This window comes from Klebsiella sp. CSG-1, from assembly GCF_056521145.1.
Window position 1 is genome coordinate 146,937 of sequence record NZ_JBWNLD010000005.1, and the last position, 22,438, is coordinate 169,374.

The 22,438-nt window shown below is 57.2% G+C and carries 20 protein-coding genes; 7 read left to right on the forward strand and 13 right to left on the reverse strand.

All coding sequences use genetic code 11. The annotated features are described in order from the left end of the window. Positions 1-39: 39 nt before the first annotated feature. Entirely contained in the window at positions 40-1,431 is a 1,392-nt protein-coding gene (locus tag AC007G_RS13995) for a nucleobase:cation symporter-2 family protein (protein ID WP_032690245.1), read from the reverse strand. A 286-nt stretch (positions 1,432-1,717) separates the two neighbouring features. Here AC007G_RS13995 and gltS point away from each other — a divergent pair, with 286 nt between their 5' ends. Continuing rightward, complete coding sequence (gene gltS, locus AC007G_RS14000; protein ID WP_032690246.1) at positions 1,718-2,920, forward strand: sodium/glutamate symporter; 1,203 nt, start codon at positions 1,718-1,720, stop codon at positions 2,918-2,920. 100 nt (positions 2,921-3,020) lie between these two features. Here the strand turns inward: gltS and glpK are convergent, their stop codons facing one another. Both glpK and AC007G_RS14010 read right to left on the reverse strand, forming a co-directional pair. Next, on the reverse strand, positions 3,021-4,526 hold the full coding sequence (gene glpK / locus AC007G_RS14005) for a glycerol kinase GlpK (RefSeq protein ID WP_004868997.1): 1,506 nt from the start codon (positions 4,524-4,526) through the stop codon (positions 3,021-3,023). Between the two features lie 21 nt (positions 4,527-4,547). Then, positions 4,548-5,393, reverse strand: a complete 846-nt coding sequence (locus AC007G_RS14010) for an MIP/aquaporin family protein (protein WP_004868993.1) — start codon at positions 5,391-5,393, stop codon at positions 4,548-4,550. A gap of 557 nt (positions 5,394-5,950) precedes the next feature. Between AC007G_RS14010 and zapB the strand changes: the two genes are divergently transcribed. The 4 genes from zapB (at position 5,951) to AC007G_RS14030 (ending at position 9,606) form a co-directional block, all read left to right on the forward strand. Beyond that, the gene (zapB, locus tag AC007G_RS14015) at positions 5,951-6,196 is read left to right on the forward strand and encodes a septal ring assembly protein ZapB (RefSeq protein ID WP_086815662.1); all 246 of its coding nucleotides are present in this window, start codon (positions 5,951-5,953) and stop codon (positions 6,194-6,196) included. 160 nt (positions 6,197-6,356) lie between these two features. Continuing rightward, a complete protein-coding gene (locus AC007G_RS14020; RefSeq protein WP_004868989.1) occupies positions 6,357-7,346 on the forward strand; it encodes a sulfate ABC transporter substrate-binding protein in 990 nt (329 codons plus the stop codon). Positions 7,347-7,437: 91 nt separating this feature from the next. Next, on the forward strand, positions 7,438-8,193 hold the full coding sequence (locus AC007G_RS14025) for a CDP-diacylglycerol diphosphatase (RefSeq protein ID WP_142630251.1): 756 nt from the start codon (positions 7,438-7,440) through the stop codon (positions 8,191-8,193). A gap of 108 nt (positions 8,194-8,301) precedes the next feature. Continuing rightward, a complete protein-coding gene (locus tag AC007G_RS14030; protein WP_032697017.1) occupies positions 8,302-9,606 on the forward strand; it encodes an SLC13 family permease in 1,305 nt (434 codons plus the stop codon). 112 nt (positions 9,607-9,718) lie between these two features. On the opposite strand, the gene tpiA is transcribed toward AC007G_RS14030, so the two are convergent. Together tpiA and AC007G_RS14040 are read right to left on the reverse strand one after the other, a co-directional pair. Beyond that, positions 9,719-10,486 carry a triose-phosphate isomerase gene (tpiA, locus tag AC007G_RS14035; RefSeq protein WP_015585511.1) on the reverse strand — a complete coding sequence of 256 codons (768 nt, stop codon included), beginning with the start codon at positions 10,484-10,486 and terminating at the stop codon, positions 9,719-9,721. Between the two features lie 110 nt (positions 10,487-10,596). Further along, positions 10,597-11,196 carry a DUF1454 family protein gene (locus AC007G_RS14040; protein ID WP_032690250.1) on the reverse strand — a complete coding sequence of 200 codons (600 nt, stop codon included), beginning with the start codon at positions 11,194-11,196 and terminating at the stop codon, positions 10,597-10,599. A 112-nt stretch (positions 11,197-11,308) separates the two neighbouring features. Between AC007G_RS14040 and AC007G_RS14045 the strand changes: the two genes are divergently transcribed. Then, positions 11,309-11,737, forward strand: a complete 429-nt coding sequence (locus AC007G_RS14045) for a DUF805 domain-containing protein (protein WP_032690251.1) — start codon at positions 11,309-11,311, stop codon at positions 11,735-11,737. On the opposite strand, the gene fpr is transcribed toward AC007G_RS14045, so the two are convergent. The 7 genes from fpr to gmk all read right to left on the reverse strand — a co-directional run bounded on the left by fpr (position 11,738) and on the right by gmk (position 19,858). Next, the gene (gene fpr / locus AC007G_RS14050; RefSeq protein ID WP_032690252.1) at positions 11,738-12,484 is read right to left on the reverse strand and encodes a ferredoxin--NADP(+) reductase; all 747 of its coding nucleotides are present in this window, start codon (positions 12,482-12,484) and stop codon (positions 11,738-11,740) included. It lies immediately after the preceding gene. Positions 12,485-12,678: 194 nt separating this feature from the next. Next, complete coding sequence (glpX, locus tag AC007G_RS14055) at positions 12,679-13,689, reverse strand: class II fructose-bisphosphatase (RefSeq protein WP_004868975.1); 1,011 nt, start codon at positions 13,687-13,689, stop codon at positions 12,679-12,681. Positions 13,690-13,756: 67 nt separating this feature from the next. After that, positions 13,757-15,838, reverse strand: a complete 2,082-nt coding sequence (gene recG / locus AC007G_RS14060; protein WP_004868972.1) for an ATP-dependent DNA helicase RecG — start codon at positions 15,836-15,838, stop codon at positions 13,757-13,759. Continuing rightward, entirely contained in the window at positions 15,839-16,600 is a 762-nt protein-coding gene (gene trmH, locus AC007G_RS14065; protein ID WP_032690254.1) for a tRNA (guanosine(18)-2'-O)-methyltransferase TrmH, read from the reverse strand. Between the two features lie 165 nt (positions 16,601-16,765). After that, entirely contained in the window at positions 16,766-18,886 is a 2,121-nt protein-coding gene (gene spoT / locus AC007G_RS14070) for a bifunctional GTP diphosphokinase/guanosine-3',5'-bis pyrophosphate 3'-pyrophosphohydrolase (protein ID WP_032690255.1), read from the reverse strand. An 18-nt stretch (positions 18,887-18,904) separates the two neighbouring features. Beyond that, positions 18,905-19,180 carry a DNA-directed RNA polymerase subunit omega gene (gene rpoZ, locus AC007G_RS14075; RefSeq protein WP_004868966.1) on the reverse strand — a complete coding sequence of 92 codons (276 nt, stop codon included), beginning with the start codon at positions 19,178-19,180 and terminating at the stop codon, positions 18,905-18,907. A gap of 54 nt (positions 19,181-19,234) precedes the next feature. After that, positions 19,235-19,858: a guanylate kinase gene (gmk, locus tag AC007G_RS14080; RefSeq protein ID WP_032690256.1), complete on the reverse strand. Its 624-nt coding sequence runs from the start codon at positions 19,856-19,858 to the stop codon at positions 19,235-19,237. A gap of 256 nt (positions 19,859-20,114) precedes the next feature. Here gmk and ligB point away from each other — a divergent pair, with 256 nt between their 5' ends. Further along, on the forward strand, positions 20,115-21,794 hold the full coding sequence (ligB, locus tag AC007G_RS14085; RefSeq protein ID WP_142630253.1) for an NAD-dependent DNA ligase LigB: 1,680 nt from the start codon (positions 20,115-20,117) through the stop codon (positions 21,792-21,794). A 5-nt stretch (positions 21,795-21,799) separates the two neighbouring features. Here ligB and AC007G_RS14090 read toward each other — a convergent pair whose 3' ends face one another. Then, positions 21,800-22,417: a trimeric intracellular cation channel family protein gene (locus AC007G_RS14090; protein ID WP_004868959.1), complete on the reverse strand. Its 618-nt coding sequence runs from the start codon at positions 22,415-22,417 to the stop codon at positions 21,800-21,802. Between the last annotated feature and the right edge of the window lie 21 nt (positions 22,418-22,438).

Genomic DNA, 22,438 nt, shown 5'->3' on the forward strand with positions numbered 1-22,438 from the left:
GTTATCCCCGTCAGGCAATGCGCCATCGGGGATACGGGTTTAATTCTTCTCTGGCGGGAACACTAAATTCAGCACAATGGCGGTGATACCCCCGGCAGCGATGCCAGAGGAGAGCAGGTTCTTCAGCCAGTCAGGGGCGAACTGCAGAATCAGCGGCTGCTGGGAAACGCCGAGGCCCACTGCCAGCGACAGGGCGATAATCAGAATCGCGCGGCGGTTGAGCGGTTCGCGGGAGACGATGCGCACCCCGGAAGCGGCGATAGTACCGAACATCACCAGCGTTGCGCCGCCGAGTACCGGCTCCGGAATATGCTGGACAAAGCCGCTGACTGCCGGGAACAGGCCCAGTACGATCAGCATCAGCGCCACCACGAAGCCGACATAGCGGCTGGCGACGCCGGTCAACTGAATTACGCCGTTATTCTGGCCGAAGCAGGAGTTCGGGAAGGTATTAAAGACGGCGGAGACAAAGGAGTTCAGGCCGTTAGCCAGCACGCCGCCTTTCAGGCGCTTCATATACAGCGGACCGGAGACCGGCTGCTCCGACACGTCAGAGGTGGCGGTGATATCGCCGATGGTTTCCAGCGAGGTGATCATAAACACCAGCATCAGCGGCAGCAGCAGGCTCCAGTCGATGCCCAGGCCGTAGTAGAGCGGGGTCGGAACCGTAATCAGGCTATCGTTGGCAGGCGCGGTATTTGCCGGCAGCATATCCAGCAGCCAGGCCGCCAGGTAACCCGCCGCCATGGCGATAACCAGCGACGCGATGCGCAGATACGGGTTGCGCTGGCGGTTAAGAATAATGATCAGCGCCAGGACGATGCCTGCCAGCAGCAGGTTTTTCGGCGCGCCGAAGGTATGGTCGGCCATCGCCGCATAGCCGCCGCCGATGGAGGTCAGCCCGACCTGAATCAGCGACAGGCCGATAATCATCACCACCACCCCGGAGACCAGCGGGGTAATCACCCGCCGCGCCAGGTGCAGAACGCGCGAGATGACCATTTCCGTGCAGCTGGCCAGCATCAGGGTGCCGAACAGCGCGGCCATCATCGTCGGCACGTCGGCGCCGCCGGTTTTCAGCGCGGTGCCGCCCATAATCAGCGGGGCGACGAAGTTAAAGCTGGTGCCCTGAATAGAGAGCAGGCCGGAACCGACGGGTCCCCAGGCTTTAATCTGAATAATGGATGCCACGCCGGAAGCGAACAGCGACATGCTGATGATGTGCTGCGTGTCCTGAGCCGGGAGGCCCAGCGCCTGACAGATTAACAACGCCGGCGTGATGACCGCGACAAACATCGCCAGCAGATGCTGAAAGGCGGCGAACAGGGTTTGCGGCAGCGGCGGGCGGTCTTCGAGGCGGTAGATTAATTCGCTGGTTGTTTTATGCGCAACCGGTTGCGCAGCTTCTGACTCGGCGGTGTTAACGGACATCACAAACAATCCCAAGGTGGCAAAGCGGGAATTTTATCGGACTGTAGTACAAAAGCAAACGTTTGCCAGCGTTTGCTGAGAAATATTTATACAACTCAGCGGGGTCGGTTATTAATTAACATTTTGTATGCTTGATCGCATCAATATCAAAACAAAATATCTTTTCCTGTCATTTTTTGCGCGGTTCTGCTTAAAATCCCCCTCCGATTCCTCAAGATGAGAAGTAATCGACACCGGGAATACCGACGCGTGTGAATGGATCATGCGCCTTTAAGGAGCTCTTTTTATGTTTCATCTCGATACCTTATCGACGCTCGTTGCCGCAACATTGGTGCTGCTGTTGGGCAGACAACTCGTGCAGAATGTCCCCTTCCTGAAAAAATACACAATCCCTGAACCCGTCGCGGGCGGCCTGCTGGTGGCGCTGGCGCTGCTGGTGCTGAAAAAGAGCATGGGTTGGGAAATTGACTTTGATATGAGCCTGAAAGACCCGCTGATGATGGCGTTCTTTGCGACTATCGGTCTGAACGCTAACCTCTCCAGCCTGCGGGCCGGCGGCAAAGTGGTGGGCACCTTCCTGATTGTGGTGGTGGGACTGTTGCTGCTGCAAAACGCCCTCGGCATCGGGATGGCGAAGCTGTTAGGGCTGGACCCGCTGATGGGTCTGCTGGCAGGCTCAATTACCCTGTCTGGCGGCCATGGCACCGGCGCGGCGTGGAGTAAGCTGTTTGTTGAACGCTACGGCTTTGCCAACGCGACCGAAGTCGCAATGGCGTGCGCCACCTTTGGTCTGGTGCTGGGTGGTTTGATTGGCGGCCCGGTGGCGCGCTATCTGGTTAAACACTCTTCTTCACCTGACGGAACGCCGGATGATCAGCTGGCGCCTACCGCCTTCGAAAAACCGGATATGGGCCGCATGATCACCTCGCTGGTGCTGATTGAGAGCATCGCCTTAATTGCCATCTGCCTGACGGTAGGGAGGGTGGTTGCGCAACTGCTGACCGGCACCGTCTTTGAACTGCCCACTTTTGTCTGCGTACTGTTTATCGGGGTGATCCTCAGCAACGGTCTGTCGCTGTTAGGTTTCTATCGCGTGTTTGAGCGTGCGGTATCGGTGCTGGGCAACGTTAGTCTGTCGCTGTTCCTTGCCATGGCCCTGATGAGCCTGAAGCTGTGGGAACTGGCTTCGCTGGCGCTGCCGATGCTGGCGATCCTCGCGGTCCAGACGGTGGCGATGGCGCTGTATGCCGTCTTCGTGACCTATCGCATGATGGGGAAAAACTATGACGCCGCCGTGCTGGCGGCCGGGCACTGTGGTTTTGGTCTCGGGGCGACGCCGACGGCGATTGCCAATATGCAGGCAATCACCGACCGCTTTGGCCCGTCTCATATGGCGTTCCTGGTGGTGCCGATGGTCGGCGCGTTCTTTATTGATATCGTGAATGCGCTGGTGATTAAGCTGTATCTGCTGCTGCCGATATTTGGCTGATGAGTGGCCCGGTGGCGGCTTGCGCCTTACCGTGCCTACAAAATCCTGACTCTGTAGGCACGGTAAGCGTAGCGTCACCGGGACAGTCCTGTGGTCGCGGTTACTCGTGTTCTTCCCACGCCAGCGCGCGTTTCACCGCTTTTTTCCAGCCGTTGTAGCGGTAGTTACGCTCGGTGGTTTCGATACCCGGGCGGAACTCGCGCTCAATCACCGCTTTCTCCTGCAGCTCATCCAGATTTTGCCAGAAGCCAACGGCCAGACCTGCGAGGTAAGCGGCGCCCAGCGCCGTCACTTCACGCACTTCCGGGCGCTCTACGCGGGTACCCAGAATATCGGACTGGAACTGCATCAGGAAGTTGTTGGCCACGGCACCGCCGTCGACGCGCAGGGCGTGCAGACGAATCCCTGAATCTGCCTGCATCGCTTCCAGTACATCGCGTGTCTGATAGGCGATAGACTCCAGCGTGGCGCGAATAATATGGTTGGCGTTCACCCCGCGCGTCAGGCCAAAGATGGCGCCGCGCGCATACGGGTCCCAGTATGGCGCGCCGAGACCGGTAAAGGCCGGAACCACATACACGCCGTTGGTGTCTTTCACTTTAGTGGCGAAATATTCGGAATCGAAGGCGTCGTTGATAAGCTTCATTTCATCGCGCAGCCACTGAATGGAGGCGCCGGCCATGAAGACTGCGCCTTCCAGCGCATAGTTCACTTCCCCGCGTGGGCCGCAGCCGATCGTGGTCAGCAGGCCATGCGTGGAGGTTACCGCTTTTTCCCCGGTATTCATCAGCATAAAGCAGCCGGTGCCGTAGGTGTTTTTTGCCATCCCCTCTTTGACGCACAGCTGGCCGAACAGCGCCGCCTGCTGGTCACCGGCGATACCGGCGATAGGAATACGCGTGCCGCCTTTACCACCGATGTTGGTTTGACCGTATACCTCGGAAGACTTGCGCACTTCCGGCAGCATGGCGCGCGGAATATCCAGCGCCTCCAGCATCTTGTCATCCCAGTCCAGTTCGTGGATGTTGAACAGCATGGTACGCGAGGCGTTGGTGTAGTCGGTCACGTGGACGCGGCCCTGGGTCATTTTCCACACCAGCCAGGTATCCACGGTTCCGAACAGCAGTTCGCCGCGTTTTGCCCGCTCGCGGGCGCCTTCCACGTGATCGAGAATCCATTTTACTTTGGTGCCGGAGAAGTACGGGTCAACCACCAGGCCGGTGGCCTTGCGAATGTACTCTTCCATGCCGTCACGTTTGAGCTGTTCACAGATCTCTGCGGTACGACGGCACTGCCAGACGATAGCGTTATAGATCGGTTTACCGGTTTCGCGCTCCCACACAATGGCGGTTTCACGTTGGTTAGTGATCCCGATTGCGGCGATCTCGTCGGAGCTAATATCGGCTTTTGCCAGCACTTCAACCAGCGTGGAGCTTTGCGACGCCCAGATCTCCATCGGGTCATGCTCAACCCAGCCTGGATGCGGATAAATTTGTTCAAATTCTCGCTGAGAAACGCTGACGATATTGGCATCGTGATCCATCACAACGGCTCGGGAGCTGGTGGTGCCCTGGTCGAGCGCAACGATATATTTTTTGTCGGTCATAGTATGAGTCCCGTAGTCAGATTACAGCGAAGCGTTGTGTTGCGTAGTCGAGGTGCTCTCTTTCTCTTCCTCGACGCAGGTGTCGCAAGGCAGGTGGCGGCCGATCAACTTACGATAGCTGAACGCGCCCAGCGCGGCGCCCACCACCGGTGCGCACAGCGGCACCAGGAAATAAGGAATATCTTTACCGCCGGTGAAGGCGACGTCGCCCCAGCCGGCAAGCCAGGCAAACGTTTTTGGTCCGAGGTCGCGGGCCGGGTTCATGGCAAATCCGGTCAGCGGTCCCATGGATGCGCCGATAACCGCAATCAACAGGCCGATTAGTAGCGGCGCCAGCGGACCACGCGGAATCCCATTGCCGTCATCAGTCAGTGCCAGGATAACGCCCATCAGGATAGCGGTAATCACCATTTCTACCGCGAAAGCCTGCACAAAATTGATGTGTGGGTTCGGGTAAGTGGAGAAAATACCGGCCAGCTCAAGACTTTCGACGCTACCGCGCACCATATTGTGGCTGTGTTCGAAATCGAAGAAAAGATTGTAGTAAAGCCCGTAAACTAACGCCGCGGCGCAAAAGGCGCCTGCGAATTGAGAAATGATAAAAGGAACAACTTTACGCCCGTCGAAGCAGGCAAACAGCCACAATGCGATAGTGACCGCCGGGTTAAGGTGCGCACCGGATACGCCCGCGGTCAGGTAGATAGCCATGGCCACCCCCAGACCCCAGATGATGCTGATTTCCCACTGACCGAAGCTGGCTCCCGCAACTTTGAGCGCCGCGACGCACCCAACGCCGAAAAAGATCAACAACCCGGTACCGAGGAACTCTGCGATGCACTGGCCTTTTAATGTTGATGTTTGGCTCATATCGAATCCTGAAGCGAAGTGGTGATTATTGTATGTATGAAGGTCATAGACGACCACGCTGCCTTGTAGGCATAGTGTTAATTTATCGTTAACGAACAAAAACGAGAAATATCGAAATATAAATGTGTGTGCTGCGTCAAGAAAATGAGCGTTTTCGCGCCATAAACGCGTGTTGTGACACATTTGCCCCGCTTTTCCGGCGGATTTTGTTAACCCATTGATTAACAATTGCAGGATAACTTCCACAGAAACGCGCCGAATGCGCCAGGTAAAGACTGAAAAGTGTTGCAAACCGCAATCTGCGCGGGTTGTCGCTGGACAGGGAAGGCGGGGATTCATACAATCGACTGCATGACCACTGTAGTGCGCTTATTTTCGTTAAGGCGTCACCGCGTAGGTACACAACATCATTCGGGATGTGTCAAAACGGCAAGCGAATGAATCCTCGCCGCTTACTTCGGTAAGTGTTCGGGAAGCACCCGCTAACGCAGAAGCAGCTTGAAGGACGACGTGTACGGGATAGTACTCTATCAACGCCTTGCAAGTTCAGGAGAGGTATGACGATGTCATTAGAAGTGTTTGAGAAATTAGAATCAAAAGTACAGCAGGCGATTGATACCATCACTCTGTTGCAGATGGAAATCGAAGAGCTGAAAGAAAAAAACAACACGCTGGCGCAGGAAGTTCAGGGCGCACAGCACGGCCGTGAAGAGCTGGAGCGTGAAAACGGTCAGCTGAGAGAACAGCTGCAGGGCTGGCAGGATCGTCTGCAGGCGCTGCTGGGTCGCATGGAAGAAGTGTAACCCTCTCGCCCTCACCCTCTCCTCTCCTGGAGAGGGTAAGCATTCCCCTCCGCTTTACATATACTCGCAAGTTATAGCCAATCTTTTTTTATTCTTTAATCATTGTTTCGCTTTCTGGCACGCTTAACTCATCACAACACGACATAAAGAGAGCGGTGCGATGAACAAGTGGGGCGTTGGGTTAACTCTGTTGCTGGCATCCGCCAGCGTTCTGGCCAAAGACATTCAGTTATTAAACGTATCTTATGATCCAACGCGCGAGCTGTACGAACAGTACAACAAGGCATTCAGCGCGCACTGGAAACAAGAAACCGGCGACAATGTGGTGATTCGCCAGTCGCATGGCGGCTCCGGCAAACAGGCGACGTCGGTGATCAACGGTATCGAAGCCGATGTCGTGACGCTGGCGCTGGCCTACGATGTTGATGCGATCGCTGAACGCGGCCGTATCGATAAAAACTGGCTGAAACGTCTGCCGGATAACTCCGCGCCGTATACCTCCACCATCGTGTTCCTGGTGCGTAAAGGCAACCCAAAACAGATTCATGACTGGAACGACCTGATTAAACCGGGTGTGTCGGTGATTACGCCAAACCCGAAAAGCTCCGGCGGCGCACGCTGGAACTACCTGGCCGCCTGGGGCTATGCCCTGCACCAGAATCACGGCGACCAGGCAAAAGCCCAGGAGTTTGTGAAGGCGCTGTATAAGAACGTCGAAGTACTGGATTCCGGCGCGCGCGGTTCGACCAATACCTTTGTTGAACGCGGGATCGGCGATGTGCTGATTGCGTGGGAGAACGAAGCGCTGCTGGCGGCGAACGAGCTGGGCAAAGATAAGTTTGAAATTGTGACTCCGAGCGAATCGATTCTTGCTGAACCGACCGTCTCCGTGGTTGATAAAGTGGTCGATAAAAAAGGCACCCGCCAGGTGGCTGAAGCTTACCTGAAGTATCTCTACTCGCCGGAAGGCCAGGAGATTGCGGCGAAGAACTTCTACCGCCCACGTGACCCGGCAGTGGCGAAGAAATATGCCGATGAGTTCCCGAAACTGAAGCTGTTTACCATCGACCAGGAGTTTGGTGGCTGGACTAAGGCCCAGAAAGAGCACTTCTCAAACGGCGGCACTTTCGATCAAATCAGTCAGCGTTAATCGTTCCGAACGCCCGGTTAAATAGCCGGGCGTTTTTATTTAGTCATCAAACTACGCTACTCTTCCGTTTCTGGCTGGACAGGAAAAGATGATGAGAAGAGTACGATACCTTTTATGGCTGCTGCCGGTGCTTGTGCTGGCAGCGGCGGCCGGCGGCTGGTACTGGCTGCATTCCGGTAACCCTGACGCGCTGCGACAGATTGTTTTGCAGCAATGCGTTCCTAATCAACAGCAGCACCAAACTCCCTCGCCGTGTGCCGACGTTAATCTGCAGGGCGGCTACGTGCTGTTTAAAGATCGTAACGGACCCTTGCAGTATTTGCTGATGCCGACGTACCGAATTAACGGCACCGAGAGCCCGCTGCTGCTCGACCTGTTAACGCCGAACTTCTTCTGGCAGGCATGGCAGGGACGCGACATCATGAGTGAACGCCGCGGTTCGGCGATACCGGATAGCGCCGTGTCATTAGCCATTAACTCCCGTAGCGGACGCACGCAAAACCATTTCCATATTCATATCTCCTGCCTACGCGAAGATGTGCGTGCCCGGCTGGATAACGATACCGCCGCCATCAGCAGCCGATGGCTGCCGCTTCCCGGTGGTTTGCTCGGCCATGAATATCTCGCGCGGCGAGTGACTGAGTCCGAACTGGCGCAGCGTAGCCCGTTTCTGATGCTGGCGGAAGAGGTGCCGGAGGCGCGTGAACATATGGGGCGCTTTGCGCTGGCGCTGGCGAAACAGAGCGATGGCTCGCTGGTGCTGCTGGCGACCGAGCGCAACCTGCTGACCCTGAACCGTGCCTCTGCGGAAGAGATCCAGGATCATCGCTGCTCTATCCTGAAATAACCTTTATTGCTGAGCCATGCGGGTTCCCGCATGGCTGGCTATTTTTTGATAGGTTTACCTGCCTCGCCCCCGATCGTATTCTTGCTGAAAAAACGACAGGAGACAGGCATGTCGCTCTGGTTTTCTCACCCTCTGTTCCTTCCCTCGCTGATTATCGCGATAACCATTCTGCTGTGGGCGACCTCGCTGTTGCCGGAGTTTATGACCGCGCTGCTGTTTTTCGCGGCGGCGATGATCGCCAAAATTGCGCCGCCGGAAGCGATCTTTGGCGGGTTTGCCTCGTCAGCATTCTGGCTGGTATTCAGCGGCTTCGTCCTCGGGATTGCGATTCGTAAAACCGGACTGGCGGACAGAGCGGCGCGGGCGCTATCGGCGCGACTGACGGACTCCTGGCCGTTGATGGTGGGTAGCGTCGTGCTACTCAGCTATGCGCTGGCCTTCGTGATGCCGTCGAATATGGGGCGCATCGCGCTGCTGATGCCCATCGTGGCGGCGATGGCGAAGCGGGCCGGTATCGCAGACGGCACGCGGGCCTGGTATGGGCTGGCGCTGGCGGTGGGGTTTGGAACCTTTCAGCTGTCGGCGACCATTCTGCCCGCCAATGTCCCGAACCTGGTGATGAGCGGCGCCGCCGAAGGTTCGTACGGGATCCACCTTAATTACCTGCCGTACTTGCTGCTGCACACACCGGTGCTGGGCTGGCTGAAGGGGGGGATCTTAATTGCTCTGATTTGCTGGCTGTTCCCGGGCAAGCCGCATCCGCCGCGCGAACTGACGCCGCTTCCGCCGATGAGTCGGGACGAGAAGCGCCTGGCCTGGCTGCTGGCCGTAGTGCTGGTGCTGTGGGTGAGTGAAAGCTGGCACGGTATCGGGCCCGCCTGGACGGGACTGGCAGCCGCAGTCGTCACGCTGCTGCCGCGGGTTGGCTTTATCAGCGGGGAGGAGTTCTCCAGCGGGGTGAATATACGCACCTGCATTTACGTCGCCGGGATCCTCGGACTGGCGATTACCGTCACCCAAACGGGGATCGGCGAGGTGGTCGGCAATGCGCTGCTGCAGGTGATGCCGCTCGACAAAGAGAGTCCGTTCACCAGCTTCCTGGCATTAACCGGCATGACCAGCGCCCTGAACTTTATTATGACCGCTAACGGCGTCCCCGCGCTGTACACCACCTTTGCGCAGAGCTTTTCCGATGCCACCGGTTTCCCGCTGCTAAGCGTGATTATGATTCAGGTATTGGGCTATTCCACGCCGCTGCTGCCGTATCAGGCGTCGCCGATTGTCGTGGCGATGGGGCTAGGCAAAGTGCCAGCGCGGGCGGGAATGCTGCTGTGTATCGTGCTGGCGGCGGTGAGCTATTTGATTCTGCTGCCGCTGGACTATCTGTGGTATCACGCGTTGGGGAAATTGTAGCGGCATAAAAAAGCCCGGATGCGGCGCCTGCGCGCGTTGTCCGGGCTCCTCGTATTGCGCTATCCCTTCACCCCGGTAAGCGGTGCGCCGCCGGGGCCGGGATGAGTGCAGGTTACGCTTTTTTCGCTGCTTCAGCTGCTTTAACGATCACCGCGAAAGCGTCTGCTTTCAGGGAGGCGCCGCCAACCAGCGCGCCGTCGATGTCTGGCTGGGTGAACAGTTCTGCTGCGTTAGAAGCGTTAACGGAACCGCCGTACTGGATGATGACCTGCTCAGCCACTTTCGCGTCTGCTTTCGCAATGTGATCGCGAATGAATTTGTGCACGGCCTGAGCCTGTGCCGGAGTCGCTGATTTGCCGGTGCCGATTGCCCAGACAGGTTCGTAAGCGATAACCACGCCTTCGAATGCCGCAGCGCCCTGAGTTTTCAGAACGGCGTCGATCTGACGTGCGCACACTTCTTCCGTTTTGCCCGCTTCGTTTTCTGCTTCAGTTTCGCCGATGCACAGAACCGGAATCAGACCCTGTTCTTTCAGAACCGCGAATTTCTTAGCGATGAACTCGTCAGACTCGTTGTGGTAAGTACGACGCTCAGAGTGACCGATGATGATGTATTCAGCACCGACATCTTTCAGCATTTGAGCCGAGGTTTCACCGGTGAATGCGCCGGACAGGTTCAGGTCAACGTTCTGCGCGCCCAGGTGAATGTGGCTACCTTCTGCCGCATGCTTAGCCAGATCGATGTACATTTCTGGCGGAGCGATTGCAACGGCACAGCCAGAAACGCCAGCCAGTTCGGTACGCAGGTTAGCAACCAGTTCGTTTACCATATGGCGGCTGCCGTTCAGTTTCCAGTTACCCATCACTAAAGGATGTCGCATTTTAATTCTCCACGCTACGTTAAGCGAATTAAGGAATATAGCCACCCGTCAGGGCAGCATGGTCTGTCAAACAGTATAGAGATTCATCGTTGGAAAGGCTTTGCTTTTTGTCATTTATTATTGCTCTCCAGCGTTTCAGATAGCGCCAGCTTAATCGGTTCAACAGCGAAGGTCAGTCCTTTTTCACCGTTGTCTGCGACAACATAACGTATCGCGCCTTCCGTTTCAGCGAAGTAACGTTTTCCCTTGCCGGCGGCGAGCATTTTCTGCAGTTTTTGCTGGCTCTGAGCCACGCTTAAGGTGGGCGCGAATATGCGTAACACGGCGCTCATATACTCCTGCGCTTTGGCCTTCGCCGCTTTCTGCTCGGGCCCCTGAATAGGTAGCCAGGTCACCTGCATCGATTTTATTTTCAGAGTACCGCGCTCCAGCGCCGTGGAGGCGTAGAGATTTTCATTAATTTTGCTCGCCGCACGGGTCAGATTTTCCCTGTCGCGGCTGGAGGCAATGGCGCGAAATTCATTCAGCTGCAGCTTCGGATTCTGCGCATTGAATTTTTCCCGAAAGTCGCTGATAGACATATCAAAGGTAGGGGCGCCCGCCAGCAGATAAGGGGCGGTGGCGGAGGATTCGGGCACCGCGGACAACGCCTTCGGGCCGACGGATATAGCCGTCAGCCCAATAAAACATACAGTCATCCACGTCTTCATGCCGGTCTTTCCTTTTTTTGCCTGCAGACGATTAAAACGGGAACCGTCGCGCTTGTCAAAAAGTGACGGCTTCAGGGTAAACTACGCGAATGATGATGATAAGGAATGAAACATGACCCTACAGCAGTGGATGTTCTCAATTAAGGGGCGTATCGGGCGCCGTGATTTCTGGATCTGGATGGCCATCTGGGTTCTTGCCATGAGCGCGCTCTTTACCCTGGCCGGCACCCATTTGCTCAATGTGCAGACCGCCGCGTTTATCCTGGTGTGCCTGCTGTGGCCGACGGCGGCGGTGACGATCAAACGCCTGCACGATCGCGGTAAATCGGGGCTCTGGGCGCTGCTGATGATTCTGGCGTGGATGCTGCTGGCGGGGAACTGGTCGGTGCTGCCGGGCGTCTGGCAATGGGTTGTCGGGCGGTTTGTGCCGACGCTGATTATCGTCATGATGTTCATCGACCTGGGCGCATTTGTCGGCACCCAGGGCGAGAATAAATTTGGTAAAGATACGCAGGATGTTCGCTGGAAGGCGGAGCCCTGATTACCAGTATTGCTCGGCGGTCATGTGGCCCGGCCGGCGGCGCAAATGTTTGGTCATCTGCCGGGTTTCTTTCAACAGCTGCTGGGTATCACGCACCATCTGCGGGTTTCCACACAGCATCACGTGGCTGGTATCGACGTTCATCGGCAGGCCAACGGCCTCTTCCAGGGCGCCGGTGTCGATAAGAAACGGAATCCGTCCGGTCAGCGAACCGGCGGCGGTTTCACGGCTCACGACGGTCTGAATCCGCAGCTTTCCGCCATAGCGCTGTTCTAATTCGCGCATTAGCGGCAGGTAGCTTAAATCGGCCTCATAGCGCACGGCATGGACCAGCACCAGGTTTTTGAAGCGCTCAAGGTCTTTACCTTCCTGCAGAATTGACAGATACGGGCCGAGCGCGGTGCCGGTCGCCAGCATCCATAAGGTTTCGCAGTCAGGCACCTCTTCCAGAACGAAGAATCCCGCGGCTTCGCTGACCAGCTGAACGTCATCGCCCGGTTTGAGCGCCGCAAGGCGTGGACTGAGCTTACCGTCCGGGACGGTGACCAGATAGAATTCCAGATCGGGATTGCCCGGCGCGTTAACGTAGGAATAGGCGCGCTGAACGCGCTCACCGTCAATTTCCAGTCCGAGCTTGGTAAATTGCCCGGCGGTAAACGGGTGAACGGGCGCGTGGACGTACAAACTGAACAGCGTATCGGTCCAGAACTCTATTTTTTTTACTTTACCGCTAACCCAGTCCGCCATCATCTTCTCCCGTTGCGCAAAGCGTTGCCTTATCTTCGTTGCACGCGGCAAAGATTTCCAGCCTGACGGCGCCGAAAAGCTCTATTGATCAAATATTCCCGTCATACTTCAATTGCCTGTGCGTTGGCGGCATCCGTTTTCGGCCCGTCCCTGGGCCTGGCGCCAGCGTGCATTCCGCACGGGCGATCGGATGTTTACAGAATGTGCAGCTGGATATCCGGGTCTTTACGGTCGAGATAATGAATGGACTGAATACGGCGAATCGTACGGGATTTACCGCGAATCAGCAGCGTTTCGGTGGTGGCCATATTGCCCTTACGGGTAATGCCATCGAGCAGATCGCCTTTGGTAATACCGGTTGCGGAGAACACCACATTATCACTACGGGCCATTTCGTCCAGGCGCAGCACTTTGCCCGCTTCGATGCCCATCTCTTTGCAACGCGCCAGCTCGTTCTCGCCGATACGACGGTTTTCTGCGGTATCGCCTTTGACATCGTGACGAGCCAGCAGGCGACCCTGCATGTCGCCATCCAGAGCGCGGATCACCGCGGCGGAAACCACCCCTTCCGGGGCGCCGCCGATGCCATACAGGACGTCTACTTCGCTGTCCGGCATGCAGGTCAGAATCGACGCTGCCACATCGCCATCCGGAATGGCGAAGACGCGAACGCCCGACTGCTGGAGTTCGGCAATCACCGCATCATGACGCGGTTTGGCCAGAATGGTGACGGTCAGCTCGGCCAGCGGTTTATTCAGCGCCGCTGCGACATTACGCAGGTTCTCCGCCAGCGGCAGATTGAGGTCAATCGCCCCTTTTGCCCCTGGACCGACAATCAGTTTTTCCATGTACATGTCCGGTGCGTTCAGGAAGCAGCCTTTATCGCCGACCGCCATCACCGCCAGCGCATTGGCCTGGCCCATGGCCGTCATGCGCGTCCCTTCGATAGGGTCAACGGCGATATCCACCGCATCACCGTTGCCGGTGCCGACCTTCTCACCGATATACAGCATCGGCGCTTCATCGATTTCACCTTCGCCAATTACGATGGTGCCGTCGATATTAATCAGGTTGAGCATAATGCGCATGGCGTTGACGGCGGCGCCGTCGGCGGTATTTTTATCGCCGCGGCCCAGCCATTTATAGCCTGCCAGCGCGGCAGCCTCGGTGACACGCGAAAATTCGATGGCCAGTTCTCGTTTCATAATCCACTCGTTGTGAAGATAAATTGCGCGCAGCATCCTGCTCTGGCCCTGCGGGACAGAGCGGACGCTAGGCGTTGGAATAGCGTTCGGTTTCCGGCATCCAGCGTTCAATAAGCGCCTGGGCCTGCTGAGAATAACGTTCGTGAATATGACGAGCGATGCGCTGAACGTCCGGGATCATCGCCTGATCGCGCAGCAGATCGGCGACTTTAAACTCGGCGGTACCGGTTTGTCGGGTACCGAGTAGCTCGCCGGGGCCGCGGATTTCCAGGTCTTTCTGGGCAATAACGAAACCGTCGTTGCTGTCGCGCAGAACCTGCAGGCGTTTCTGCGCCGTTTTTGACAGCGGTGATTTATAGAGTAGCACGCAGTGGGAAGCGACCGCGCCGCGCCCGACGCGTCCTCTGAGCTGGTGCAACTGCGCCAGCCCCAGACGTTCCGGGTTCTCGATAATCATCAGGCTGGCATTCGGTACGTCGACCCCGACCTCAATGACCGTGGTGGCGATCAGCAGGTGCAGTTCGCCCTGCTTGAAGGCCTGCATAACCGCCTGTTTATCTGCCGGTTTCATCCGGCCATGCACGAGGCCGATATTCAGCTCCGGCAGCGCGAGCTTAAGCTCTTCCCATGTCGCTTCTGCCGCCTGCGCTTCCAGCAGATCGGACTCTTCGATCAGGGTGCAGACCCAGTAGGCCTGACGCCCTTCCTGAGTACAGGCGTTGCGAACCCTATCGATAATATCGTGGCGACGGGTATCGGGGATGGCCACCGTGGTGACCGGCGTTCGGCCCGGCGGCAATTCGTCGATAACTGAGGTATCAAGATCGGCGTAGGCGGTCATCGCCAGGGTTCGTGGAATCGGGGTGGCGGTCATGATCAGCTGATGGGGATGGAAGCCCTGCTGCTGGCCTTTTTCCCACAGCGCCAGACGCTGGTGGACGCCGAAGCGGTGCTGCTCATCAATAATCACCAGCGCCAGACCGTTGAACTGCACCTGTTCCTGAAAAATGGCGTGGGTGCCGACGATCATCTGTACCTGGCCGCTGGCGATGGCCTCCTGCTGTGCCTGGCGGGCTTTCCCTTTCTGTTTGCCGGCCAGCCAGCCCACTTCGATGCCCAGCGGCGCGAACCACTGGCGGAAGTTATTGGCGTGTTGTTCCGCCAGCAGTTCGGTTGGCGCCATCAGCGCTACCTGTTTGCCGTGAGCGATCGCCCGCAGCGCTGCGAGGGCGGCAACCAACGTTTTACCAGAGCCGACGTCGCCCTGTACCAGACGCATCATCGGCACATCGAGCGCCATATCGCGTTCAATTTCGGCGGTGACTCGCTGTTGTGCGCCGGTTGGCTTAAAGGGCAGGGAGGCCAGCAGCTGGTTTTTGAATGTGTCGTTTGCGCCGAGCGCCAGGGCATGATAACGCTGGGCGCCGGCGCGAAGCGCCAGCATGCTCAGGTTATGCGCCAGCAGTTCTTCCAGAATTAAGCGCTGTTGCGCCGGATGCTTACCGCTTTCCAGGTCACTGAGCTGCAGCGACGGCGGCGGACGGTGTAATGTGCGTAGCGCCTCCGGCAGGCTCATCATTCCCTGCGCCAGTTCGGGCGGCAACAGCTCGGCGATGGCGCAGGTATCCAGTAATTCCAGCGCCTGATCGGTGAGCTTGCGCAGCGTCGCCTGCTTGATGCCTTCGGTGGTGGGGTAAACCGGCGTCAGCGTTTCCTGTAGATCGGGTGTGCTCATGTCACCCTGCACGCGATATTCCGGGTGAATCATCTCCGCCCCGTATTTTCCCCGTTTGGCTTCTCCGTAGGCCAGCACGCGGCGGCCGGTCGCCAGGCTGTTTTTCATGGCGGCGTTGAAGTTGAAAAAGCGCATGGTGAGAATACCTGAACCGTCGCTGATCTGGCAGGTCATCATTCGGCGGCCGCCGAAGGTGATGTTGCTACTGAGAACTTCACCCTCAACGGTGGCGTAAACGCCCGGCAGCAGCTCGCCTATCTGGTAAAGATGGGTGCGGTCTTCATAGCGTAGCGGCAGGTGCAGAAGGAGATCCTGCACGGTATGCAGGCCGATTTTCGCCAGTTTGTTGCTTTGTGCCGCTCCAACGCCGGTGAGCGAATTGAGCGGGACAGCATCTAACAGGCGACCGGCCATTTACCCTTCATCCTTCAGACTGCGTCTTGTCTGGCCTGCTCCGGCACGGTTGTCCCGCGTGCTGCTGTGAGCGGAACCAGAAGCCTGCATGGTTGCCCACCACGCGTCATCGGCTTCGACTTCGCCCTGCGCATTCACGTAGGGGTAAGGCAGACCTTTTTGTTTTGCCACTCTGGCCAGTACCGGATACCCGCCTTCAAACAGCAGGCGCTGCTGTTCTTCTTCCGGCAGCATGCTGTTCTCACGCTTATACATCCCCGCATTTTGCCGTTGGCGCTGGGCTTCATACAGAATCAGAGCCGAGGCGACGGAGACATTCAACGACTGCACCATGCCAGTCATCGGAATGATGATGTCCCGATCGGCCAGCGCCAGGGCTTGCTGGGTAATTCCGGTTTTTTCCTGACCCATCAGGATGCAGGTTGGGCGGGTATAGTCGATTTCGCGGAAATCGACGGCTTTGTCAGAGAGGTGAGTGGCCAGGATCTGCATGCCCTGGCCCTTTAAATGGCTGACGGCATCGTCAATCGAGCGGTGGGTTTTAACCTGCACCCAGCTATTGCTGCCGGCGGCGGCAGAGGCCATCGTACGCATGCGGCTACTGGGCCAGATGGCGTGGACTTCATGCACGCCAACGGCGTCTGCGGTACGAATCACCGCAGAGACGTTATGAGGTTTATGGACCTGCTCCATGCAGACCGTCAGGTCAGGCTGGCGCCTGGCGAGCATCTCGCAGATACGCGCATAACGCTGTGGATTCATAAACACTTCATCCTTCAAATTGCCTCGGCGTTAGCCGTACTCATTACCCCGGCTACGTATTCCTGTACGGGCCGGGTAATTCATTCGCTCGCCGCGCGATCCGGCTGACTGCACGGCCCTTCGGGATCGGTACGGTGCAAAACGCAAATGATTTTGCGCACAAGGTTAGTTTCGGTTACGGGTGACTTTAATTACATCCGGCATAACGCGAATTTTGCGCATAATATTCGCCAGATGGACGCGATCGCGCGCCGTCAGGCGGATAAACGCGCTGTACACGCGACCATCTTTTTCTTCGGTATTCAGACTCTGAATATTGGAAGAGGCGGTGTTAATGGCCGCAGTGAGGTTCGCCAGTGCACCCTGGTGGTTAAACATATCCACCTTAATTTCGGTGATAAATTCCTGCGCGGTCTCTTTATCCCACTCGACGGCCATAAACTTCTCTGGCTCTTTCTGATAGCCACGAATGTTACGGCAGGACTCATGGTGAATGACCAGGCCTTTGCCGGGGCTGACGTGGGCGATAATCGGGTCGCCGGGAATCGGACGGCAGCACTTCGCAAAGGTAATCAGCACGCCGTCAGCGCCTTTAATCGGCAGATGACCGTGGCCTGAAGAGGCACCCTGCGCCGGTGCGGTGACGGTCTCGCCCTGTTGCAGGTTTTTGGCTACCACGACGCTCATCGCGTTGCCGAGGCCAATTTCCGCCAGCAGATCGTCAAGGCTGGCCAGCTTCATGCGTTCCAGTTCGCGCTGAATGCTCTCCTGCGGGATTTCAGCCAGTTTACGGCTGCCGCCCAGGGCATGGTTGAGCAGACGGCGGCCCAGGCTGACGGAGTCATCGCGCTTAAGGTTTTTCAACAGCTGGCGAATTTTGGCGCGCGCTTTTGAGCTGACGACAAAATTCAGCCACGCGGCATTCGGACGTGCGCCCGGTGCGGTGATAATTTCCACCGTCTGGCCGCTGGAGAGCGACTGGGACAATGGATACGGCTGGCGGTCGACGCGTGCGCCAACGCAGGCATGGCCGATATCGGTATGCACCGCGTAGGCGAAATCCACCGGCGTGGCGCCAGCGGGGAGTTCGACAATACGCCCTTCCGGGGTGAAAACGTAAATCTCATCCGGGAACAGATCGGATTTGACGCTCTCGATAAATTCAAACGAGCTGCCTGCGCTTTGCTGCAGCTCCAGCAGGCTCTGCATCCAGCGCTGCGCGCGGATTTGTGCGGTGGTGCTGCTTTCGCCGCCGTGCTCTTTATATGCCCAGTGCGCCGCAACCCCCATTTCTGCCATCTGATCCATGTCTTCGGTACGAATTTGTACTTCAACCGGGACGCCGTGAGGGCCGATCATCGAGGTGTGCAAAGATTGATAGCCGTTCGCCTTGGGAATGGCGATGTAATCTTTCATCCGGCCAGGACGAGGCTTGTAAAGGCTATGCATCTGGCCAAGCACGCGGTAGCAGGTGTCAGAATCATGCACAATCACGCGGAAGGCGTAGATATCCATAATCGAGTGAAAACGCTGCTCTTTCAGCACCATTTTGCAGTAGATGGAGTACAGATGCTTCTCGCGACCGCTGACGCGACAGGGGATTCCCGCTTCCTGTAAACGCCCTTCGATTTCAGAGAGGATCTTTTGAATCATCTCTTTACGGTTGCCGCGCGCCGCTTTGACGACTTCTTTGATGACGCGATAGCGGTTGGGATACAGCGCTTCAAAGCCCAGCTCTTCGAGCTCGGTTTTGATGTGGTGGATACCTAAACGGTGGGCCAGCGGGCTGTAGATCTCCAGCGTTTCGCGGGCAATGCGGCGGCGTTTATCCGGGCGGAGTGAGCCCAGGGTGCGCATGTTGTGCGTGCGGTCGGCAAGTTTGATCAGGATGACGCGGATGTCCTGCACCATCGCCATAATCATTTTGCGAAAGTTTTCGGCCTGCGCCTCTTTCTTATCGCGGAACTTGAGCTTATCAAGTTTCGATACCCCCTCTACCAGCTCAGCAACGCTTTTGCCAAAGAGCTGCTCCATATCCTGGTAGGTGGCAGGGGTATCTTCAATCACATCATGCAGTAGCGCAGCCATCAGCGTTTCATAGTCGAGCTTCATCTCGGCCAGAATGCAGGCTACCGCTACCGGGTGCGTGATATAGGGTTCACCGCTTGAACGTGTCTGGCCCTCGTGAGCGTCACGTGCAACGAGATATGCCTGCCGAAGACGCTTGATTTGCTCTTCCGGCAGGTAATTTTGAATCAGCTGATTCAGGCTTTCAAACAGATACAAGGGCTACCCACTGCGTGATTAACGACGACCTTCGGCAATAGCGGTAACGGCTTGTAATTCAGCGGCTTCCTGCTCTTGCTGTTCTTGACGATCGCGGACGTCGAGGATCTGGTTGTTGATCAGACCTTCTTCGATTTCGCGCAGCGCAATTACGGTAGTTTTATCGTTTTCTTCCGGTACCAGCGGATCTTTTCCGCCAACCTGCATCTGACGAGCGCGACGCGCGGCGACCAGTACCAGGTCAAAACGGTTACCAATTTTCTCTACAGCGTCCTGAACAGTTACGCGTGCCATACTTAAAATGCTCCACAGATGAAGAAATGACTGGGCATGATACTGAATGTGGGTTCAGTCTGCCAACAGTTTGGTGATTAAAGCGCCATGTCGCTGCTTTTGGCGGCTCATGCGCAGACGTTCGGCGCGAATAATGTTTTTCAGATCGCTCAGCGCGGTATCAAAATCATCATTCACAATAAGGTAATCATATTCCGCGTAATGACTCATTTCTGCAACAGCCTGAGCCATACGTTTTGCGATCACCTCTTCGCTGTCCTGGCCGCGACCACGCAGGCGACGGTCAAGCTCATCTTTTGACGGCGGCAGAATAAAGATGCTGCGCGCGCCAGGCATTTTTTGACGGATTTGCTGAGCACCCTGCCAGTCGATATCCAGGAAGACATCGACGCCGGTTGCCAGTACCTGCTCGATGGTTTCGCGCGAGGTGCCGTAATAGTTGCCAAAAACTTCCGCGTGCTCAAGAAATGCGTCTCTGCTAATCATCGCTCTGAAATCGTCGTGATTAACAAAGAAATAGTGTTCGCCGTGCACTTCACCCGGACGCGGCGCGCGCGTGGTATGTGAAACAGAGACCTGGGTGTCGTACAGCGGTTGGGTTTTCAATAAAGCCTGAATCAGGCTGGATTTACCCGCGCCACTTGGGGCGGAAACAATATAAAGCGTGCCTTGAGCCATGAGAGTCTTTTGTATGTGATTGTCGAAAGAGATACTACATACGAGCCTATTATACACGGCGCCGCACCGTGACGCAGTCCCTGTCACACTTTTTGCTTCTGTTTCTTTCATTTTGCCAGCCGTTTCCCTGATTTCGCCGTGTATTACACAGAAGACAAACAAAGTCTGGATGTCCGATCGCAGCGTGATAAATCCCTCGTCGCCGCATAAAACCGCTCTCCTGCAGAATGTTCGCCGGTAAACAGGAGGTGGAGTCATGCATAAATGGATCTGGATGATTGGCGCGTGGGCGGTGGCTGGATACGGGCAGACTGCCTGCCCTGAATGGCCGCAGGCGCAGGCCCGGCAGGAGGTACATCGTCTGAACCAGCAGGTGACGGCCTGGAACAATGCATACTGGCGACAGGGAAGCAGTGGGGTCAGTGATGAGATATACGACCAGCTTTCGGCGCGACTCATGCAGTGGCGGCGTTGTTTTTCGCTGGTGTCGCCCGCGGATAACGCTGATATGCCGCCCACAACCGGAGAGGTCGGGCATCCGGTTGCCCATACCGGCGTGCGTAAACTGGCCGATCAATCGGATGTCGCGCGGTGGATGCGCGATAAAACGGATCTCTGGGTGCAGCCGAAGGTGGACGGTGTCGCCGTGACGCTGGTGTATCGCCACGGGCGGCTGGCACAGGCCATTAGCCGTGGCGATGGTCGATCCGGGGAGGAGTGGACCGCCAGGGTGCGGCAGATTCCAGCCGTGCCGAAGGTGACGGAGGGCGAGCTGGCGAACAGCGTGCTGCAGGGAGAGCTTTTCCTGCAGCGCGACGGACATGTGCAGAAGCAGATGGGGGGAATGAATGCCCGGGCGAAAGTGGCCGGTACTCTGATGCGCCTTGATAGCTCGGCGCAGCTCGCGGAGCTGGGGATCTTTATCTGGGCATGGCCAGATGGTCCTCAGGACATGCGCCAGCGTCTGGCCCTGTTGCGCAAGAGCGGATTTCTCCATAGCGCATCTTTTACGCAGCCCGTTACGGATGCTCAGCAGGTGGCACGGTGGCGAGAGCGCTGGTTAACCTCGCCTCTGCCTTTTGCGACCGATGGCGTGGTCGTGCGTCGCGGCCACGAACCCGCCGGGCGATTGTGGTCGCCAGGGCAGGGTGAGTGGGTCGTTGCGTGGAAATATCCGCCGGCGTCGCGGTTAATGGAAGTACGCGGCATTCACTTTCGGGTCGGGCGCAGCGGCAAAATTTCCGTCGTCGCGCTGCTGGAGCCGCAGTACCTGGATGACAAACGGGTTAAGCAAGTCAGTATCGGGTCGCTTTCCCGTTGGAAGCGCCTGGATATTGGTCCCGGCGATCAGCTACAAATCAGTCTGGCGGGTCAGGGCATTCCGCGTCTCGACAGCGTCGTATGGCGATCGGCGCAGCGTACGAAACCGCAGCCACCCCCGGAACGGTTTACCCCATTAACCTGCTATTTCACCACGCCGGGGTGTGACGCGCAGTTTCTCGCAAGGCTTATCTGGCTGTCGTCAAAACCGATTCTGAATCTTGATGGCGTGGGTGAATCAGTGTGGCGCACGGTGCAACATGCGCGCCCGCTGGAGCATCTGTTCTCGTGGCTGACATTGACGCCAGCGCAGCTGCAGGGGATTCCAGGGATAACCGTCGGGCGCGGGCAGCGGCTTTGGCACCAGTTTAATCTGGCGCGCGAACAGCCCTTTCTGCGCTGGGTCCAGGCGATGGGCGTACCGATACCCCGGGTGGCGCTTGCCGGTCTGGCGAGGGAAAACTGGCAGCAGCTACGGGAACGTTCTGAAGAACAGTGGCAGCGTCTACCGGGCATGGGGGCAGAGAGAGCGAGACAGCTGGTTGCCTTTCTCCAGCACCCGGATGTTGCCGCGCTGGCGCAGTGGCTCAGCGGGCAACATATTCCCGGGTTTTGAGGAGATCAGTGGGCGTTATGGTTGTAGTGGAAGACGGGCAGCCCCAGCTTCCAGCGCAGCGCCAGCATGCGAGCGGTAAAGCCAAACAGCAAGGTGGAGATCACCACGACGTCGTGGCTGCTGACGTAATGCTGCAGGGCAATATAGAGGATAGCTGCCGCAAAAGAGATGCCGGCATACAGCTCTTTCTGGAAAACCAGCGGGATGCGCTTGCAGAACATGTCCCGCAGTACGCCGCCAAATACGCCGGTAATCACTGCGGCAATAGAGGCGATCACCGGTCCTTCTCCCATATCCAGCGCGATTTGCGCGCCGATAATCGAGAATACCACCAGGCCCAGGGCATCGAGGACCAGAAACAGGCGGCGCAGATGGGGCATGACCGGCGCAGCAATGGTCGTTAACACTGCCGCGACGGCGACGATAATGACGTATTCCGGATGTTTTACCCAGCCCAGCGGGTAGTGACCCAGCAGGATATCCCGGACTGAGCCGCCGCCCAGTGCGGTGGCGGTAGCAATGATGATGACGCCAAAAGTGTCCATCCGGCGGCGACCGGCGGCCAGAGCGCCGGTCATCGCTTCCGCGGTAATACCGATTAAATACAGAATATGAAGCAGCATAAATCCCCCACAATGATGTCG